This is a genomic window from Pseudomonas sp. SP16.1, from assembly GCF_052682975.1.
This window is the reverse complement of sequence record NZ_JBQYFZ010000001.1, coordinates 1,328,479-1,346,305: the sequence shown is the minus strand read 5'-3', so window position 1 is coordinate 1,346,305 and position 17,827 is coordinate 1,328,479. Positions and strand designations below refer to the sequence as shown.

The 17,827-nt window shown below is 67.6% G+C and carries 15 protein-coding genes; 11 read left to right on the top strand and 4 right to left on the bottom strand.

Features of this window, described 5'->3' with window-relative positions:
- The first annotated feature begins 232 nt into the window (after window positions 1-232).
- The 11 genes from ACUTAF_RS06575 to ACUTAF_RS06525 all read left to right on the top strand — a co-directional run bounded on the left by ACUTAF_RS06575 (window position 233) and on the right by ACUTAF_RS06525 (window position 12,029).
- Window positions 233-985 carry a 5-oxoprolinase subunit PxpA gene (locus ACUTAF_RS06575; RefSeq protein ID WP_445579218.1) on the top strand — a complete coding sequence of 251 codons (753 nt, stop codon included), beginning with the start codon at window positions 233-235 and terminating at the stop codon, window positions 983-985.
- Window positions 982-1,695 carry a 5-oxoprolinase subunit PxpB gene (pxpB, locus tag ACUTAF_RS06570; protein WP_445579217.1) on the top strand — a complete coding sequence of 238 codons (714 nt, stop codon included), beginning with the start codon at window positions 982-984 and terminating at the stop codon, window positions 1,693-1,695. The genes ACUTAF_RS06575 and pxpB overlap by 4 nt, the downstream gene beginning before the upstream one ends.
- The gene (locus tag ACUTAF_RS06565; protein WP_445579216.1) at window positions 1,692-2,627 is read left to right on the top strand and encodes a 5-oxoprolinase subunit C family protein; all 936 of its coding nucleotides are present in this window, start codon (window positions 1,692-1,694) and stop codon (window positions 2,625-2,627) included. Before pxpB ends, ACUTAF_RS06565 begins: the two co-directional genes overlap by 4 nt.
- A gap of 165 nt (window positions 2,628-2,792) precedes the next feature.
- Window positions 2,793-4,130, top strand: a complete 1,338-nt coding sequence (locus ACUTAF_RS06560) for an MFS transporter (RefSeq protein ID WP_445579215.1) — start codon at window positions 2,793-2,795, stop codon at window positions 4,128-4,130.
- A gap of 205 nt (window positions 4,131-4,335) precedes the next feature.
- Window positions 4,336-5,295 carry an AAA family ATPase gene (locus tag ACUTAF_RS06555; protein ID WP_445579214.1) on the top strand — a complete coding sequence of 320 codons (960 nt, stop codon included), beginning with the start codon at window positions 4,336-4,338 and terminating at the stop codon, window positions 5,293-5,295.
- Window positions 5,296-5,355: 60 nt separating this feature from the next.
- Complete coding sequence (locus ACUTAF_RS06550) at window positions 5,356-6,303, top strand: DUF58 domain-containing protein (protein WP_445579213.1); 948 nt, start codon at window positions 5,356-5,358, stop codon at window positions 6,301-6,303.
- Window positions 6,300-6,794 carry a DUF4381 domain-containing protein gene (locus ACUTAF_RS06545; RefSeq protein ID WP_445579212.1) on the top strand — a complete coding sequence of 165 codons (495 nt, stop codon included), beginning with the start codon at window positions 6,300-6,302 and terminating at the stop codon, window positions 6,792-6,794. Before ACUTAF_RS06550 ends, ACUTAF_RS06545 begins: the two co-directional genes overlap by 4 nt.
- On the top strand, window positions 6,787-7,794 hold the full coding sequence (locus tag ACUTAF_RS06540; protein WP_445579211.1) for a vWA domain-containing protein: 1,008 nt from the start codon (window positions 6,787-6,789) through the stop codon (window positions 7,792-7,794). The genes ACUTAF_RS06545 and ACUTAF_RS06540 overlap by 8 nt, the downstream gene beginning before the upstream one ends.
- The gene (locus tag ACUTAF_RS06535; RefSeq protein ID WP_445579210.1) at window positions 7,791-9,542 is read left to right on the top strand and encodes a VWA domain-containing protein; all 1,752 of its coding nucleotides are present in this window, start codon (window positions 7,791-7,793) and stop codon (window positions 9,540-9,542) included. Before ACUTAF_RS06540 ends, ACUTAF_RS06535 begins: the two co-directional genes overlap by 4 nt.
- On the top strand, window positions 9,539-11,179 hold the full coding sequence (locus ACUTAF_RS06530) for a BatD family protein (protein WP_445579209.1): 1,641 nt from the start codon (window positions 9,539-9,541) through the stop codon (window positions 11,177-11,179). The genes ACUTAF_RS06535 and ACUTAF_RS06530 overlap by 4 nt, the downstream gene beginning before the upstream one ends.
- Before the next feature lie 13 nt (window positions 11,180-11,192).
- Window positions 11,193-12,029, top strand: coding sequence for an AraC family ligand binding domain-containing protein (locus ACUTAF_RS06525; protein ID WP_445579208.1), 837 nt, complete (start codon window positions 11,193-11,195; stop codon window positions 12,027-12,029).
- On the opposite strand, the gene ACUTAF_RS06520 is transcribed toward ACUTAF_RS06525, so the two are convergent.
- The 4 genes from ACUTAF_RS06520 to ACUTAF_RS06505 all read right to left on the bottom strand — a co-directional run bounded on the left by ACUTAF_RS06520 (window position 12,026) and on the right by ACUTAF_RS06505 (window position 17,792).
- A complete protein-coding gene (locus ACUTAF_RS06520; RefSeq protein ID WP_445579207.1) occupies window positions 12,026-12,616 on the bottom strand; it encodes a LysE family translocator in 591 nt (196 codons plus the stop codon). The genes ACUTAF_RS06525 and ACUTAF_RS06520 overlap by 4 nt on opposite strands.
- A 139-nt stretch (window positions 12,617-12,755) precedes the next feature.
- Window positions 12,756-15,110 (bottom strand): efflux RND transporter permease subunit, encoded by a 2,355-nt coding sequence (locus tag ACUTAF_RS06515; RefSeq protein ID WP_445579206.1) that lies wholly within the window; start codon window positions 15,108-15,110, stop codon window positions 12,756-12,758.
- Between the two features lie 19 nt (window positions 15,111-15,129).
- A complete protein-coding gene (locus ACUTAF_RS06510; protein WP_445579205.1) occupies window positions 15,130-16,224 on the bottom strand; it encodes a WD40/YVTN/BNR-like repeat-containing protein in 1,095 nt (364 codons plus the stop codon).
- 197 nt (window positions 16,225-16,421) lie between these two features.
- Window positions 16,422-17,792, bottom strand: coding sequence for a DUF1329 domain-containing protein (locus tag ACUTAF_RS06505; protein WP_445579204.1), 1,371 nt, complete (start codon window positions 17,790-17,792; stop codon window positions 16,422-16,424).
- Window positions 17,793-17,827: the final 35 nt, after the last annotated feature.

Sequence of the window (17,827 nt, the reverse complement as noted above, 5' to 3'; positions counted from 1 at the left end):
CACCCGGCCCACTGTCGAGCCCGGTGGCAGCCCTGTCCAACGGGAAAAACCGGCGCCCACCGATCGGAAAATCCGATGCCCGCCGCCATCAGCTTTTCCTATCCCCGGCGGATATTTTTATTAGTTGGACGCTGCCGGTCGCCGCCTGAAGAATGACCCTCAGCACTCGGCACGGTCCCGGGACCAGCCGATCCGACATAACATCCATGCACGCCATGACTAGGATGCTCACGTGAACAGCCTGCTTCTGAACTGCGACATCGGCGAAAGCTTCGGCGCCTGGACCATGGGCCTGGACGCCGAGGTCATGCCCTATATCGACTGTGCCAATATCGCCTGCGGCTTCCATGCCGCCGATCCCGGCACCATGCGCAAGACCGTGGCCCTGGCCGTGGCCCATGGCGTACGCATCGGCGCGCACACCGCCTATCAGGACCTGGTCGGCTTCGGCCGCCGCTCGATGGACTGCACGCCGCAGGAGATCGAAGACCTGATGCTCTACCAGATCGGCGCGCTGGAGGGCATCTGCCGCAGCCAGGGCACCCGCGTCGGATACGTCAAGCCGCACGGCGCGCTGTACCAGGACATGATGCGCAAGCCCGCCACCCTGCGCGCGGTGATGGGCGCGGTGGCCAAGTACGACCGCCAGCTGCCACTGATGCTGATGTGCACCCGCGACAATGGTGCAGCGCAGGCGCTGGGCGAGGAGTTCGGCCTGACCCTGTGGTTCGAGGCCTTCGCCGACCGCGCCTACGATGCCGCCGGCTACCTGCTCAGCCGCAGCCTGCCGGGTGCGGTGCACCACGACAGCGAGGTGATAGTCGGCCAGGCCGTGGCCCTGGCCCGTGGCGAGGCGCTCCAGGCCAGCGACGGCAGCGCACTGCACCTGGCCGCGCAGATCCTGTGCGTGCACGGCGACAACGCCGGCTCGGTGGCGGCGGTCAAGCGCATCCGCGAAACCTTCGACAGCCTGAGGCTGGCATGAGCGCACCCGTCCCGAAACTCGAAGTCGCCGGGATCGACAGCCTGATCCTGCGCCTGTTCGAGCGCATCGACGAAAGCAACATGCCCTGGATGCTGGCCGCCAGCCAACGCCTGCGCGCCAGCTTCGGCGACGCGCTGATCGACCTGGTGCCGTCCTATACCACCCTGTTGCTGCACTACGACCTCAAGCGCATGGCCGGGATGCGCGTGCGCGAACTGATCGCCGAGGCGTTCGCCGACCTGCAGCCGGCCAGCGCCGAGGGCGGCCGCAGCCATGAACTGCCGACCTGGTACGACCGCAGCGTCGGCCCCGAGCTGCCGCTGCTGGCGCAACGCAGCGGGCTCAGCGAAGCCCAGGTGATCGAGCGCCACAGCCGTCATGAATACCAAGTGTTCGCCATCGGTTTCGCCCCCGGCTTCGCCTTCATGGGCCTGGTCGAGGAGGCTTTGGCCACGCCGCGCCTGAGCACCCCGCGCAAACGGGTCGCGGCCGGTAGCGTGGGCATCGCCGAGCGCCAGACCGCGATCTACCCGGTGGTTTCGCCGGGCGGTTGGAACCTGCTGGGGCGCAGCCCGGTGACCCTGTTCGACCGCTCCATCGACGGCTACAGCCTGTTGCAACCGGGCGACCGGGTGCGCTTCGTGGCCATCGAGCACGCCGAATTCATCCGCCTCGGCGGCGACGACAGCCCCCTGGAGACGCCCCTATGAACCGCGACGCTGGCGGGCTGCGGGTCGAGCGAAGCAGCCCCTTTATCCAGTTGCAGGATGCCGGCCGTTTCGGCGTACGCCACCTGGGCGTCAGCCAGAGCGGCGCGCTGGACTGGATTTCCATGTACTGGGCCAACTGGCTGCTGGGCAACGCCCTGGATGCCGTGGTGGTGGAAATCACCCTGGGCAATTTCGACCTGCGCTGCGAACAGGACGGCTGCCTGGCCCTGGCCGGCGCCGACCTGGGCGCCACCCTGGACGGCGAACCCCTGCTGCCCTGGCGCACGTTCGCCGTGCGCCGCGGTCAGCAGGTGCGTTTCGCCCAGCCGCGCCGGGGCGCCCGCGCCTATCTGGCCGCGCCAGGCGGCTTCAGCGCGACGGCGGTGCTCGGCAGTTGTTCGAGCATGGCCCGCGAGCAGCTGGGCGGCCTGCACGGCGACGGCAAGCCCGTAGCGGTGGGCGACCGCCTGCAGTGGTCTGCGTGCATGGCTACACCACGGACCATGGATACCCGCCTGATTCCGCAGTTCGCGCCCGCGCCGCGCCTGGAGCTGGTGATGGGCGCGCAGATCGGCGACTTCAGCGGGCAGAGCCTGTTCGATGCGTTCAACAGCGCCTGGAAGATCGATACCCGCGCCGACCGCATGGGCATGCGCCTGCTCGGCCCGCGCCTGCACTGCCGGCGCGCGACCATGATCTCCGAGGGCATCCCGCTGGGCGCCGTACAGGTGCCAGCCGATGGCCAGCCGATCGTCCTGCTCAACGACCGCCAGACCATCGGCGGCTACCCGCGCCTCGGCGCCCTCACCCCGCAAGCCGTGGCCCGTCTGGCGCAATGCCTGCCCGGCGAGGAACTGCAACTGGCCCCGGTACTGCAGGAAACCGCGCAGGACAGCCACCTGCGGCTGCTCGGGCAATGGCAACACCGCTAGCGAAGGCATAGCGCCTGCTGCCGTCGGCGCCCAGCGCAGTGCTGGGCGCAAACCGCACACCCGGGCGCAGCGGACTGCGCAATACCGCCGCGCAACTGGCCTCAGGTCCGCCAGTACCGGCCCCGCTCCCTACCTCTTGCAAACAACCTGAATGGAATCCACGAAATGCAGACGCTTCGTCTCACTCCCGATCGGCTGCGCTGGGTGATGTTCGCCATCCTGGTCGCGGCTTACATCATGGCCTTCTTTCAACGCATGGCGCTGGCGGCGGTGGCAACCGATCTGATGAACGACCTGCAGACCAGGGAAGCGATGATGGGGGTGCTCAGCGCGGCGTACTTTTACCCACATGCGCTGATGCAGATGCCGGCGGGCGTGCTTGCCGATAAATGGGGCGCTAAACGCACCATCGGCACCTTCTTTGTCATTGCCGCGTTCGGCTCCGTTCTGTTTGGCATGGCGGATTCGATGCTTGCCGCGTCGCTCGGCCGGTTTCTCGTCGGTGCCGGCATGGCGATGCTGTTCGTGCCGGCGATGAAGCTGTTCTCGCTGTGGTTCCAAGGCAAGGACTTTGCGCTGGTAACCGGGCTGTTCATCTCGTCCGGCGGCCTGGGGGCGCTGTTGGCGACAACCCCGCTGGCGGTCGTCACCGAATGGCTGGGCTGGCGCGCCTCCTTCGTTTACGCGGGTATCCTCACGCTGATCATCGCGACCCTGGCGGTCGCGCTGATCGTCGAAAAACCGTCGGCGCCAACCGCTACCGAAGCGCCAGCGCCGAACGCGCTGCAGGCCGGTACTGCCTGGCACAGCCTTCGGTTCCTCTTACAGCAGCCGGCAATCTGGCCCCTCGCCGCCTGGTTCTTCTTCGGCAACGGCCTGTTCTTCACCTTTGCCGGCTTGTGGGGCGGCCCCTATCTGGAAGAAGTCCATCAGCTGCGCAAGGCGGAAGCCGGCAGCGTGCTGGCGATGATCGCGGTTGGCATCATGCTCGGCGGCGTACTCCTGAGCACCCTGTCGAACCGCCTCTTCGGCGCCAGGAGAAAACCGCTCATGACCTTCGCCGCGCTGCTCATCCTGGCACTGTTCGCAACGCTACAGGTGTTCGCCACGTCCCTGCCCTTGCCGGCGCTCTACGCGGTCTATCTGCTACTGGGCATATTTGGCAACGGTATAGTCGCAATCGGCTTCACCCTGACCAAGGAAAGCTTTCCGTTGCAGTTGTCAGGCACGGCCTTGGGCCTGGTGAACGTCTTTGCCTGGCTGGGGGTGGCGGTCCTGCAAGCGGCCACCGGCCTGCTGCTAGAGGGCGACAGCAGCGAGAGCCTGCAGCAACGCTACACGCAATTGTTCATCGCCTTGCTCGCACTCAGCGGCATCACTCTCGTTGCCTCGGCCCTGCTGAGGGAAAGCGCTACCTGCAAGCCTGAGGATGGCGGCCTGAGGAGAGCCGGTACGACGGCACTGCAGCCCGATTCGTTCGGCAAGCGAATCGATCGCGGCTAGGCCGCACGGTCAGGGCAGGGCCAGCCGCCACGGCCGAAATGCCGCAGTGGCTAAGATGCCGAGTCGCGCATAGCCGACACCTCGGCAAATGCTTTAAAGTCTCGGTTCGGCATGCGCCGCGCACCTTGCGCGGTTTCCGTGCATGCCAAACCCGGCCGTCGTCGCGCCCGGCACGACGCACATAGCCTGTAGAAAGAGCCCAACGATGGAACACCGTGAAGCGCTGGTCGCGCTGCGACAATTTCTTTCCACCCAGATCCTCGGCCAGGAAAAACTCATCGAACGCCTGCTGATCGCCCTGCTCGCCGACGGCCACCTGCTGGTCGAGGGGGCTCCAGGGCTGGCCAAGACCAAGGCGATCAAGGAGCTGGCCGAGGGCGTCGAGGGCGAGTTCCATCGCATCCAGTTCACCCCCGACCTGCTGCCGGCGGACATCACCGGTACCGAGATCTATCGCCCCGAGACCGGCAGCTTCGTGTTCCAGCAGGGGCCGATCTTCCACAACCTGCTGCTGGCCGACGAGATCAACCGCGCCCCGGCCAAGGTGCAGTCGGCGCTGCTCGAGGCCATGGCCGAGCGCCAGGTCTCGGTGGGCCGCTCGACCTACGACCTGTCGCCGCTGTTTCTGGTGATGGCGACGCAGAACCCGATCGAGCAGGAAGGCACCTACCCGCTGCCGGAGGCGCAGCTCGACCGCTTCCTGATGCACGTGAAGATCGGCTTTCCCGACGCCGCGGTGGAACGCAAGATCCTCGCCCAGGCACGCGGCGAGGCGCTCAATGGCGAGGCCAAACCGGAGCACCGGGTCAGCCAGCAGGCGGTATTCGCCGCACGCAAGGAAATCCTCGGCCTGTACATGGCCGATGCGGTGGAGGAATACCTGGTGCAGCTGGTGATGGCCAGCCGCACCCCGGGCAAGTTCGACGCCGAGCTGGCCGAGTGGATCGCCTACGGCGCCAGCCCGCGCGGCTCCATCGCCCTGGATCGCTGCGCGCGCGCACACGCCTGGCTGGCCGGGCGCGATTTCGTCAGCCCCGAGGACATCCAGGCGGTGCTGTTCGACGTGCTGCGCCACCGCATCATCCTGTCATTCGAGGCCGAGGCCTCGGGCATCGACCAGGACCGGGTGATCCAGCGCATCCTCGACGTGGTGGCGGTGGCCTGAATGCGCACGCCTGGCCGCAGTGCCGTAGCCCGGATGCCATCAGGGAACGCCCCCTAGACCATGTCCAGCCCCGCCAGCGCCAACGGCATTTACCTCGATCTCGCCGAGCTGATCGAGATGCGCCACCGCGTGCATGAGGTGCCGCTGTTCTCCACCCCGGCGCGGCGCAGCCCGCTGATCGGCCTGCACCACTCCAAGCTGCGCGGACGTGGGGTCGACTTCGACCAGGTGCGCGTCTACCAGGCCGGCGACGACGTGCGCAACATCGACTGGCGCGTCACCGCGCGCACCCAGGAGCCGCATACCAAGCTGTTCCACGAGGAGCGCGAGCGGCCAATCTTCATCATCGCCGAGCAGAGCCAGCGGCTGTTCTTCGGCTCCGGCCAGTGCTTCAAGTCAGTGCTCGCCGCCCGTGCCGCGGCGCTGGTCGGCTGGGCCGCGCTGGCGCACAACGACCGCATCGGCGGCCTGGTGTTCGCCGACCACGAGCATCATGAAGTCAAGCCGCGGCGCAGCAAGCAGAGCCTGCTGCAGCTGCTCAACCTGCTGGCCCGCGCCAACCAGTCGCTGACTGCCGATACCCCTGCCAATGGCTCGCGCGACACCTTCGGCCTGGCCCTGCGCCGCGCCCGCGAGGTGCTGCGCCCCGGCAGCCTGGTGATCGTGCTGTGCGACGAACGCGCGCTGAACGACAACGCCGAGCAACAGCTGTCCCTGCTCGCCCGCCATACCGACCTGCTGCTGCTGCCGCTGTCCGATCCGCTCGACCATGCCCTGCCGGCCGCCGGCCTGCTGCGCTTCACCCAGGGCGGCGCACGGCTGGAACTCGACAGCCACAACGGCGACCTGCGCCAGGCCTATCGCGCCCAGGCACAGGCACGCGAGGCGCGCTGGCAGCGCCTGGCGCAGAAGCTCGGCGTGCCGCTGCTGCCGCTGAGCACCCAGGCCGAGCTGATCGAGCAGCTGCAGGAACAGCTCAGCGCGCTGCGTCCGAGGAAGGTGGTATGAACCCCATCGACCAGCTCCTGCCGCCGATCGATCCGCCGCCGGTGCCCTGGTGGCCGCCGGCGCCCGGCTGGTGGCTGCTGGCCGCGCTCCTGCCACTGCTCGGCTGGGGCCTGTGGCGCCTGCTGCGCCACTGGCGCAGCAGGCGGCGCCAGGCGCCCGCCGAGGTGCCGCTGGATCCGCTGCGCCTGGCGGCGCTGGCCGAGCTCGCCGCCCTGCGCAAGCCCTACGACGGCGCCCCGGCCGGGCCCTGGCTGCAGCAGCTCAACGCCCTGCTCAAGCGCCTGTGCCGCGAACGCTACCCCGACAGCCACAGCCACGTGCTGAGCAGCCGCGCCTGGCTGGCCTTTCTCGACAACCGCTGCCCGGCCGCCGGCCTGACGCGCTGGATGGTGTTGGTCGAAGGCGCCTACAAGCCGCAGTGCACGCTCAGCGACAAGGCCATCGGCGAGCTCGACCAGGCCGTGGCCACCTGGATTCGCAAGCATGTTTGAGTTCGCCTGGCCCTGGGTTTTCGCCCTCGCCCCGCTGCCCTGGCTGCTGCGCCGGCTGCTGCCGGCCGCCGACAGCGGCGACGCGGCGCTGCGCGTCGCCTTCCTCGACGAACTGCAGGCGCTCAGCGGCCGCCGCGCCCGCACCGCCCTGCCGAGCTGGCGCCAGCAGGCGCCGCTGGCCCTGCTCTGGCTCCTGCTGCTGTGCGCCGCGGCCCGTCCGCAGTGGGTCGGCGAGCCGCTGCCGCTGCCGGCCAGCGGCCGCGATCTGCTGCTGGCGGTGGACGTCTCCGGCTCCATGGACTACGCCGACATGCACTGGGACGACGAGCCGATCAGCCGCCTGGAGCTGGTCAAGCGCCTGCTCGGCGATTTCATCGAAGGCCGCCAGGGCGATCGCGTCGGCCTGATCCTGTTCGGCAGTCAGGCCTACCTGCAGGCGCCGCTGACCTTCGACCGGCGCACGGTACGTACCTGGCTGGACGAGGCACTGATCGGCATCGCCGGCAAGAACACCGCCATCGGCGACGCCATCGGCCTGGCCGTCAAACGCCTGCGCCAGCGCCCGGCGCAGAGCCGCGTGCTGGTGCTGGTCACCGACGGCGCCAACAACGGCGGCGAGATCGAGCCGCTGACCGCAGCGCGTCTGGCCGCCGAGGAAGGCGTGCGCATCTACCCCATCGGCATCGGCGCCGACCCGCAGGACAGCGGCGTGCTCGGCGCCCTGGGTTTCAGCGCCAGCCTCGATCTGGACGAGCCGACCCTGCGCGCCATCGCCGAGGCCACCGGCGGCGAGTATTTCCGCGCGCGCAGCCAGGCCGAGCTGGAGCAGATCGAGCACAGCCTGGACCGACTCGAGCCGGTCGCCCAGCAGCCCACCCTGGCCCGCCCGGCCCAGGCGCTGTACGCCTGGCCACTGGCCCTGGCCCTGCTCGGCAGCCTGCTGCTGGTCGGCCGCACGCTCTGGCCGGATCTGCCGCAAGTCCTGCGGAGGCGCCCATGACCCCGCTCTGGCCGGAGTGGCTGCGGCCGCTGTGGTTGCTCCTGGCGCCGCTGCTGGCCTGGCTGCTGTGGCGCCTGTGGCATCGCGAGCGGCAGAGCGGCCGCTGGCAGTTGCTGCTGCCGGCCGCCTTCCATCAGGCGCTGCTCGAAGGCGGTAGTGGCCGCACCAGCAAGCTGCCCTGGCTGGCCCTCGGCCTGGCCTGGCTGCTGGCCATGCTGGCGTTGCTCGGACCGAGTTGGCAGCGCGTGGAGCAAAGCAGCCAGAAGCCCGCCGATACGCTGGTGGTACTGCTCGAGCTGACGCCGCAGATGCTCGCCACCGACGCCGCGCCGAATCGCCTGGAACAGGCCCGACGCAAGCTGCTCGACCTACTCGAGGCGCGCCGCGACGCGCAGACCGCGATCATCGTCTACGCCGGCAGCGCGCACAGCCTGGTGCCACTGTCCGACGACCTGGCCACCAGCCGCAACCTGCTCGAAGCGCTCAAGCCCTCGCTGATGCCCGAACCAGGCCGGCGCGCCGACCTGGCCGTGGCCCGCGCCCTGCAGCTGCTGGAACAGGCGCAACTGGGCCAGGGGCGCCTGCTGCTGATCACCAGCGCACTGGACGAGCAGGAGCGTAGCGGCATCGACCAGGCGCTGGAACGCCGTGCCACACCGCTGCTGATTCTCGGCATCGGCAGCCGCGATGGCGCACCGGTGGTGCAGGAAGACGGCAGCTTCCTCAAGGACGAGCGCGGCGCCATCCTTATCCCCCGTCTGGATGCGCGCGGCCTGCGCGAGGCCGCCGCGGCGCACGACGGGCGCTACGCCCAGGCCCGCCTCGACGATGACGACCTGCGCCGCCTCGGCCTGTTCGACAGCCCACAGGCCCTGCGCTCGGCGGGCGAGCCGACCCACCTCGATGCACGCGTGGACCAGGGCTACTGGCTGCTGCTGCCGCTGCTGCTCTTGGCCGCCTGCGCCGGACGACGCGGCTGGCTGCTGAGCCTGCCGCTGCTGTTGAGCCTGGCGCCGCAGCAGGGCTTCGCCCTCGAATTCGACGATCTCTGGCTGCGCGCCGACCAGCAGGGCCAGCGCCTGCTCGAGGCGCAGCGCCCGGCTGAGGCGGCGCAGCGCTTCGCCGATCGCCAGTGGCAGGGCATGGCGCTGTATGAAGCCGGCGACTATGCCGCAGCCGCCGATCGCTTCGCCCAGGGCGACAGCGCCGCCGATCATTACAATCGTGGCAACGCCCTGGCCAAGGGTGGCGAGCTGGAGGCGGCGCTGGATGCCTACGAGCAGGCGCTGGAACGACAACCCGAACTGGCTGCGGCGCAGCACAACAAGGCACTGGTCGAGCAGGCGCTGCGCCAGCGTCAGGAGCAGCAAGAGTCGGGCGAACAGGACCAGCAGCAACCGAGCCAGGAAGCCGGCGCCGGCGAACCTAACGAAGCCCCAGCCGGCCAGGCCGCCGAAACGTCGCCGAAGCCTGGCGAACAAGCGACGCGACCGAGCGAAACCGGCGACGACGGCCAAGCGCAGCCCGCCAAAGACGAGCAGGACGGTGGCGCACAGGCCGAGGTCGGCGAGCCGAGTCAGCAGACCGGCGCCGGTCAGGGCCCGCTGACCGAGGAAGAACTGGGCGAGGCCGGCGAGCGTCGCCAGGCCCTGGAACAGTGGCTGCGGCAGATCCCGGACGACCCGGCCGAGCTGCTGCGGCGCAAATTCTGGTACGAACAGCAACAGCGTCAGGAACCGTCCCGATGAAGCGTCTAGTCGCGCTGCTATTTCTCCTGCTGGCCGGACAGGCCAGCGCCGACGCCTTCTTTGCCAGCGTCGACCGCACTCGCCTGAACGAAGGCGAAACCGTGGTGCTGACGCTCGAGTCTACCGATCCGACCCGCTTCGGCCGGCCGGATTTCAGCCCGTTGGACGCGCAGTTCGAGGTTCTCGGCAGTCGCCAGGTCAACCGCCTGACCAGCCTCGGCGACACGCCACGCGCCACCACGCGCTGGATACTCACCCTGCAGCCCAGGCGCAGCGGCGAGGTGGTGATCCCGCCGATCCGCCTGGAAGACGCCGAGACCCTGCCGATCACCCTGCAGGTGGAAGCGGCCGGCGACCGCGGCAACGGCGAGAGGCTGGCGCCGGTGTTCATCGATGCCAGCCTGGATCAGGACAGCGTCTACGTGCAGGCTCAGGTCGTGCTGACCCTGCGCATCTACCATTCGGTGTCGATGTACGACGACAGCAGTCTGACCCCGCTGCAGATGGACGACGCGCGCGTCGAACAACTGGGCGAGCCACGCACCTACGAGAGAAACATCGGCGGCGTGCGCCACGGCGTGATCGAGCTGCAATATGCGATCTACCCGCAGCGCAGCGGCGAGCTGCGCATTCCCGGCCAGGTGTTCAGCGCCACCCTGGTCGATCGCTCGCGTGGCGACGACTTCCTGCCCTTCGGCCCGCGCGCCGGGCGGGTGTCGCGGGTCAAGTCGCCGGACATTCCACTGCAGGTCAAGCCCAAACCGGCGGCCTTCCCCGCCGATGCGCCCTGGCTGCCGGCACGCGCCCTGGGCCTGGCGGAAACCTGGAACCCGCAGCCGGAGCAGAGCCAGGTCGGCGAGTCGCTGACCCGCCGCCTGGTACTCAAGGTCGACGGTCTGTCCAGCGCCCAGCTGCCGCCGCTGCCGGCCACCCAGGTCGACGGCCTGCGGCGCTATCCGGATCAGCCGCAGCTCGGCGACCAGCGCAGCGAGGCCGGCATCATCGGCAGCCGCGAAGAACGCGAGGCGCTGGTGCCCAGTCGCAGTGGCAGCTTCGAGCTTCCGGCACTGGAGGTGCTGTGGTGGAATACCCAGACCGACAGCCTGGAGCGCACCGCCCTGCCCGCCCGCACCCTGCAGGTGGCGGAAAACCCGCAGTTGCAGAGCGACGAACCGGCCAGCCCCAGCGTGGTCGCCCCGCAGGTAGTCGAAGGCCCGCCGCTGTGGCCCTGGCAACTGGCCTGCGCCCTGCTCGCCGGCACCAGCCTGCTCGGCTTCGGCCTGTGGTGGCGCGCCCGTCGCCAACCGGCGATCCAGCGCGCCGCGCAAAGCGGCCCCAGCCCGCGCACCCTGCTCGATGACCTCAAGCGCGCCTGCCTGGCCGGCGATGCCCAGGCCACCCGCCACGCTCTCGACGCCTGGGCGCGCCAGCAACCGGAAACCCTGGCCGACATGGCGGCGCGCTACGTGCCGCTGTCCGACGCCCTCGACGGCCTGAACGGCGCGTTGTACAGCGAGACCGGCCAGCAGTGGCAAGGCGAGGAGCTGTGGAAGGCGATCCGCAACCTGCCGGCGACCCAAGCACCGAGCGACGCGACACAGGACAACGGCGCGCTGCCGCCGCTGTATCCGCGTTGACGAGTACCTGCCAATGACCCGCCTCGCCCGAACACGGAAGTCCTCCGCCGTCGCCCAGTTCTGGCGTGACGACGCCTTGCCATTCATCGAGGCCCGCGGCGTCGAGGATGGGCGCGATCTGTGTTACGCGCGGCATTCCCACGAGACCTTTTCCATCGGGGCAATCACGCGGGGGGAAAGCACCTACATCAACCGCGAGGTTCAGCTGCGAGTGTGCGAGGGCACCGTGGTGTTGATGAACCCGGGGGATGTGCACGCCTGCAACCCGATCGACGGTCTGCCATGGTCCTATGTGATGCTGTACGTCGACACGGCCTGGCTGGGCGCCCTGCAGCGCTCGCTGGAGATGTCGGCGCCTCCCGGGTTTCAGCCGCTGAGCAGCATCATGAGTCGCGACCGGGCGCTGTATGAGGGTGTGGTGGAACTGTATGGCGTGCTCGTCGATGGCCGCCTGTCCGCGCCGACCAAGCAGGACGCGGCCAGCGCATTTTTCACCCGGCTTCTGCGCACGCTCGAGACCGCGCCCCCACCCCGCTCCGAGGCCCATGACAAGCTGCTGCGCGCGGCGGCGTTCATCCAGGCGCATTGCGCGCAGGCGCTGAAGATCGAGGATATCTGCACGGCGGCCGAGCTGTCGCCGTCCTACCTGATCCGCGCCTTCAAGAAGTTGTACGGGATGACCCCGCACGCGTTTTTGCTCAACCAGCGGGTTCAGCTCGCCCGCCTGCTGCTCAAGCGCGGCGAGCCGCTGGCCGAAGTCGCGCTGGCCGCCGGCTTCGCCGATCAGGCGCACTTCCAGCGCGCCTTCAAGCAACTGCTGGCGGCCACCCCGGGGCAATACCGAGGCTAGGCGCTCCACAACAGGTAGAACGCACTCGCAGCCAGCAGCACGGCCATACCGCGATTGAACAGGCGCATCTTGCCCGGCTCGCTCAGATGCCGACGCAGAAAGCCGCCGGCAAAGGCCCAACTGCCCACCGACAGGTAGCAGATCACGAAGTAGATCAGGGCGAACTGCAGGAGCAGTTGCACGTCCCCGTTGGCGACGAAGGCCCCCATGCCGGCCACCGACGCCAGCCAGGCCTTGGGGTTGAGCCACTGCATCGCCGCGCCCTGCAGGAACGACGGCCCCTGGCCACTTTCCGCGGCCGACAGCCGCCCATCGTCCCGCGCCAGCTTGAAGGCCATGAACAGCAGGAAGGCGACGCCACCCAGCTGGATGGCCAGGGTCAGCCCCTGCCAGCGCACCAGCATCTCGTGCAGACCCAAACCGACCAGGATCAACAGCGCCGTGAAGCCGATGGTCGCCCCGCTGACGTGGCGCAGGCTCGCACGTACGCCGTAGCGCGCGCCGGCGCTCAGGGCAACGATATTGACCGGCCCCGGGGAAATGGACATGGCCAGGGCGAAGGCCGCCATGGATAGGAAAAGACTCATCGATAACCGCTCCGTCACAGAAATGAACGGCTGCAACGGTAAGCAGCGGCGAGTCCGGCGTATTGAACAAAACACCCCTTTTGCCGAACAAACAAAAACCGCGACCCGAGGGCCGCGGTTCTTCTCTACAGCCCAGGCATCAGCCCTTGGCGCGCAGCTTCTCCGGGTTGATCAGGAAGCGCGCCAGGGCCGGCAGCAGCCAGATCGCGCCGATCATGTTCCAGAGGAACATGAAGGTCAGCATCAGGCCCATGTCGGCCTGGAACTTGATCGCCGAGAAGATCCAGGTCGCCACGCCGATGGCCAGGCACACGCCAGTGAACAGCACCGCCTTGCCGGTGGACTTGAGGGTCTCGTAGTAGGCCTCCTGCAGCGACAGGCCCTGACGCAGGTAGGTCTCCATCCGGCTGTAGATGTAGATGCCATAGTCCACGCCGATGCCCACGCCGAGGGCGATCACCGGCAGGGTGGCGACCTTGACGCCGATGCCCATCCAGGCCATCAAGGCGTTGCCGAGGATCGAGGTCAGCACCAGTGGCAGGATCACGCACAGCGTAGCGGCCAGCGAGCGGAAGGTCAGCAGGCACATGATGCTCACCGCCGCGTAGACCGCGATCAGCATGGTGGTCTCGGACGCCGCGATCACCTCGTTGGTGGCCGCCTCGATACCGGCGTTACCGGCGGCCAGCACCACCTGCAGATCATCGCTGCTGTGCTGCTTGGCGAATTCCTCGGCGGCGGCCACGGCGCGCGACAGGGTCTCGGCCTTGTGGTCCTCGAGGAACACCAGCACCGGCGCCACCGAGCAGTCGGCGTTGTACAGGCCTTCGGCGCGGGCGATGGAATTGTTCAGCACGTCCTGGTTGCGCGACAGGGTCTCCCATTTCAGGTTGCCCTCGTTCATACCCTTGATCACCTGCTTGGACACGGTGACCATGGAGATGGCCGACTGCACGCCCTGGGTGTTCTCCATCTTCCACATCAGCTCGTCCATGGCGACCAATGCTTCGTGGGTGGAACAACCCTCGGTGGCGGTCTTGATCATCACCACCAGCACGTCGGAGCTGGTCGAGTAGTTGCGGATGACGAAGTCGTTGTCCAGGTTGTAGCGCGAGTCCGGATGCAGTTCCGGCGCGCCCTGGTCGAGGTCGCCGATCTTCAGGTTCTGCCCGTACCAGACGCCGCCGGCCAGGGCCACCACGGCGACCACCACGGAGATCGGCGCGACCAGCGGATGGGCGAAGTTGGAGATGGCGCGCCACAGCGGATGATCCTTGGCGGCTTCCTCGCGGCTCTTTTTCACCGCGCGCTTGCCGATGCCGATGTAGGAGATCAGCACCGGCAGCAGGATCAGGTTGGTCAGGATGATCACCGCCACGCCCATCGAGGCGCCGATGGCCAGTTCGCGGATCACGCCGATGTCGATCAGCAGCAGGGTGACGAAACCCACGGCGTCGGACAGCAGGGCCACCAGGCCGGGGATGAACAGCTGGCGGAAGGCCATGCGCGCGGCGGACAGGGCGTCGGTCGCCTCGCCCGAGGCCATGGCGATGCCGTTGATCTTCTGCACGCCGTGGGAGATGCCGATGGCGAACACCAGGAACGGCACCAGCATCGAATAGGGGTCGAGACCGAAGCCCAGGGTGTGCAACAGGCCGAGCTGCCAGACCACCGCGATCAGCGTGGTGATCACCACCGCCAGGGTGCTCTTGAAGCAGTGGGTGAACCACAGCAGCAGGACGAAGGTGATGCCGATGGCCACGGCGAAGAACAGCGCCACGCCGACCAGGCCGTCGATCAGGTCGCCGACCTTCTTGGCGAAGCCGATGATGTGCACCTTAACCTTGGGATTCTGCGCCTGGTACTTGTCGCGGATCTTCTCCTCCAGCTCGTGGGAGAACGCCTGGTAATCGAGCTTGACCAGCTTGCTCTGGTCTTCCGGGTCCGGATAGGACTCCAGCAGCGGCACGTCGACGATGGTCGATTTGAAGTTGTTCGCCACCAGGCGGCCGACCTGCCCGGACTTGAGGATGTTGCTGCGCAGATCTTCCAGGCTGTCTTCGGAGCCATCGTAGGTCTGCGGGATCACCTCGCCACCGGCGAAGCCTTCTTCTGTCACCTCGGTCCAGCGCACGCTGGGACTCCACAGCGACTTGAGGCCGGAACGATCGACGCCGGGGATGTAGAACACCTCGTCGTGGATCTGCCGCAGGGTCTCCATGTAGTCCTTGCTGAAGATGTCGCCCTCGGTGGCCTCCACCGAGATGCGCACCGTGTTGCCCAGGTTGGCCAGGTCGTTACGGTGCTCGAGCATCTTCTGGATGTAGGGATGGCCCAGCGGGATCATCTTCTCGAAGCTGGTCTGCGGACGCACCTGGGCGGCCTGGTAGAACAGGAAGAGGCTGATCAGCAGGCAGAGCAGGATCACCGCCGGGCGATTGTTGAAAATCAGCCGCTCGAGGAAAGAGGCAGGCATTTGTTGGTGCTTGGTCATGCAAAGGCTCCCGGCTTGCTTATTGTTGGCCCAGATCGGCGCCGGTCGCGGCGGCGAGGTGAACGCCGCCCTGCCCCACCAGGATCAGGTTGCCGTTATCCAGTGCAGTTACCCCGGCCAGCGAGAGGCGGTCGGGACGGTTGATCAGGCTGAAGCTCTGTCCATGGTCGGTGCTGCGCAGCACGGTGCCGCCATGGCCGACCACGGCGACGCTGCCGTCGGCGAGCAGGGTGCCGTCGGCCAGGCCGAACTCCAGCGGGCCGTTGTTCGGCGTATTGAGGACGATCTGCTGCCAGCTGCTGCCGAAGTCGGCGGAGCGGAACAGATGGCCGCGCAGGCCGTAGGCCAGCAGGGTGCCGGCCTGGTCGGTGCCGAGCACGCCGAACAGCGAGCCATCGTAGGGCTGCTCCTCGATGCGTTCCCAGCTCTGCCCCCAGTCGGCGGAACGGAACATCTGGCCGAGTTCGCCGACGACGAACAGCCCCGAGTCCTTCACCGCGGTGATGGCATTGAGGTGGTAGGCATCTTCGTTGTCCAGACGATCGCTGACGTCTTCCCAGCTCTGGCCGCCGTCGCTGGTTTCCAGCAGCGCGCCATAGGCACCGACGGCCAGGCCATGATTCAGGTCGCGGAACCAGATATCCAGCAGCGGCGCTTCTCGCTCGAGATCCTCGAACTGCTTGCGCCAGGTCAGGCCGCCGTCTGCGCTGGCAAGGATCTGCGCATCATGGCCCACCGCCCAGCCATGCTGTGCGTCGACGAAGAAGACCGAGGTGAGCATCTGCCGGGTCGGCACCTTGGCCTGCACCCAGCTCTGTCCCTGGTCGTCGGAATAAAGGATATGGCCGCGATCGCCGACGGCGACCAGCCGCTTGCCGGTGTTGACCACATCGAGCAGCAGGCCGTGCACCGCCAGGGGCGACTCGATGGCATAGCCGGCATCTGCCGCGGCCGCAGTCTCGGCCTGCACGGGTGCAGCGGCGAAACTCAGAACGGACAGCACACTGCACAGCGAGAGCACTTTGGCCAGCGGCGAGTGGACACGGAGCGCCGACTTGCGCGCCAGGATCGACGCCAGACCGGACTGGGTGCGCCGCATGACGGGCTCACTCATATACCTTCTCCCTTTCTTGTTATAGCGGTACTGCCTTTTAGCAGGCCGCCCATCCTAGCGAGCTTCGGAAAGCCCTGACAATCGGCGTGACGTTATGTTTTGTTAAGGCCGCAACCGCTTGAACACGGCCCATTCGCCGATCCGATACGAAAAGGCCGCTACTACTGTAGCGGCCTTCTGCGGAAACTACAGGCCGATCAACGGGTGCCACGGCGACGCAAGGCAGCCGGCTTGAAGTAGCCGTCGTCCGGAATGGCCTGGCTGAAGTCGATGGTGTTGGCCTCTTCGTTGTCCAGGTTCTGCACGTGGTAGCGGCGCGCCTGCAGGTCGTGGAACACATCCAGCGCGGACCAGGTGGTCGGCAGGTCGTAGTAGTTCTTCAGGTAGGCGATCGATACGCGCCACAGCTCGCCGCGACCGTCGTACTGATCGACCACGGCGGCCTGCCAGCTGTCCTCGTCGAGGAACAGGGTGCGCTTGGAATAGATGTGGCGGGCGCCCTTCTTCAGCGTGCCTTCCACCACCCAGACGCGGTGCAGTTCGTTGCGCGTCAGCGCCGGGTTGAGGTGGCCGATCTGCAGCAGGTCCTCGTACTTAACGTCCGGACTGGTGACCTGGTAGTTGTTGTAGGGAATGTAGATTTCCTTCTTGCCCAGCAGTTTCCACTCGTAGCGATCCGGAGCGCCGTTGAACATGTCGGTGTCGTCGGCGGTACGCAGACCGTCGGCGGCGGCGATCGGGGTGTCGTAGGCCAGGTTCGGCGCACGCCGCACGCGGCGCTGGCCGGCGTTGTAGCCCCAGGCCTGGCGCGGCTCCTTGACCTGGTCGAGGGTCTCGTGCACCAGGGTCGCGCCACCGGCCAGACGCGCCGGGCTGGTGGTGAACGACAGGTAATAGAACATGATGTTGTTCAGTTCGGCGAAGGAGCCGTTCTGCATGTAGTACTTGAACATCGCCTCCTGCTGCGAGGTCACCAGCGAGTAGGCGCCGTTGCGCTGTACCGCCACTTCCGAGGCGCGGCGCACGATATAGGTGCCGCGATAACGGGCCACATGGTTCCACAGCGCCTCGACGCCGTTCTGCGGGATCGGGAACGGGATGCCGCCGTAGGCTTCGGAGAAACCGTTGCCGCCATCGACCAGCTTGGCGCTGGTGGCGTTCTTGACGCTGTTGTCGTAGACCCATTGCGGCGCGGAGCCGGAGCGACGGGTCTGGTAAACGGGCATCTGATAGGTTTCCGGATAGGCCTTGAACATGGCGATCTGACCTGGGGTCAGGTTGGCCTGGTACTGGCTCAGGTTGGCCGCGGTGATGGTGAACAGCGGCTTGTCGTCCGGGAACGGATTGACGTGGTGCTGGCCCGAACGGGTGTAGCCCGCCGGCGCCTGGGTGATGCCTCCGGTCCAGGCCGGGATGGTGCCGGCCGCGTTGCCGGACTTCTCGGCGCCGAAGGGGGTCAGGGTATCGCCGAGCTTGGCGGCTTCCTGCGGGGAAACGGCAGCCAGCGCATTGCCGGCGGAAAACGCCAGTGCGACGGCTACGGCCATCAGCCTGTGCTTGTTCAGCATGGTTTTTCTCCGTGAAGAGTCTGACCGGGCGCCCG

Excerpts from the sequence above, each read along its gene's own strand:
- ACUTAF_RS06545 (WP_445579212.1), top strand. The coding sequence starts at position 6,300 with ATGAACCCCATCGACCAGCTCCTGCCGCCGATCGATCCGCCGCCGGTG.
- ACUTAF_RS06520 (WP_445579207.1), bottom strand. The coding sequence starts at position 12,616 with ATGAGTCTTTTCCTATCCATGGCGGCCTTCGCCCTGGCCATGTCCATT.
- ACUTAF_RS06560 (WP_445579215.1), top strand. The coding sequence starts at position 2,793 with ATGCAGACGCTTCGTCTCACTCCCGATCGGCTGCGCTGGGTGATGTTC.
- ACUTAF_RS06550 (WP_445579213.1), top strand. The coding sequence starts at position 5,356 with ATGTCCAGCCCCGCCAGCGCCAACGGCATTTACCTCGATCTCGCCGAG.
- ACUTAF_RS06525 (WP_445579208.1), top strand. The coding sequence starts at position 11,193 with ATGACCCGCCTCGCCCGAACACGGAAGTCCTCCGCCGTCGCCCAGTTC.
- ACUTAF_RS06505 (WP_445579204.1), bottom strand. The coding sequence starts at position 17,792 with ATGCTGAACAAGCACAGGCTGATGGCCGTAGCCGTCGCACTGGCGTTT.
- ACUTAF_RS06515 (WP_445579206.1), bottom strand. The coding sequence starts at position 15,110 with ATGACCAAGCACCAACAAATGCCTGCCTCTTTCCTCGAGCGGCTGATT.
- ACUTAF_RS06555 (WP_445579214.1), top strand. The coding sequence starts at position 4,336 with ATGGAACACCGTGAAGCGCTGGTCGCGCTGCGACAATTTCTTTCCACC.
- ACUTAF_RS06535 (WP_445579210.1), top strand. The coding sequence starts at position 7,791 with ATGACCCCGCTCTGGCCGGAGTGGCTGCGGCCGCTGTGGTTGCTCCTG.
- pxpB (WP_445579217.1), top strand. The coding sequence starts at position 982 with ATGAGCGCACCCGTCCCGAAACTCGAAGTCGCCGGGATCGACAGCCTG.
- ACUTAF_RS06540 (WP_445579211.1), top strand. The coding sequence starts at position 6,787 with ATGTTTGAGTTCGCCTGGCCCTGGGTTTTCGCCCTCGCCCCGCTGCCC.
- ACUTAF_RS06510 (WP_445579205.1), bottom strand. The coding sequence starts at position 16,224 with ATGAGTGAGCCCGTCATGCGGCGCACCCAGTCCGGTCTGGCGTCGATC.
- ACUTAF_RS06530 (WP_445579209.1), top strand. The coding sequence starts at position 9,539 with ATGAAGCGTCTAGTCGCGCTGCTATTTCTCCTGCTGGCCGGACAGGCC.
- ACUTAF_RS06565 (WP_445579216.1), top strand. The coding sequence starts at position 1,692 with ATGAACCGCGACGCTGGCGGGCTGCGGGTCGAGCGAAGCAGCCCCTTT.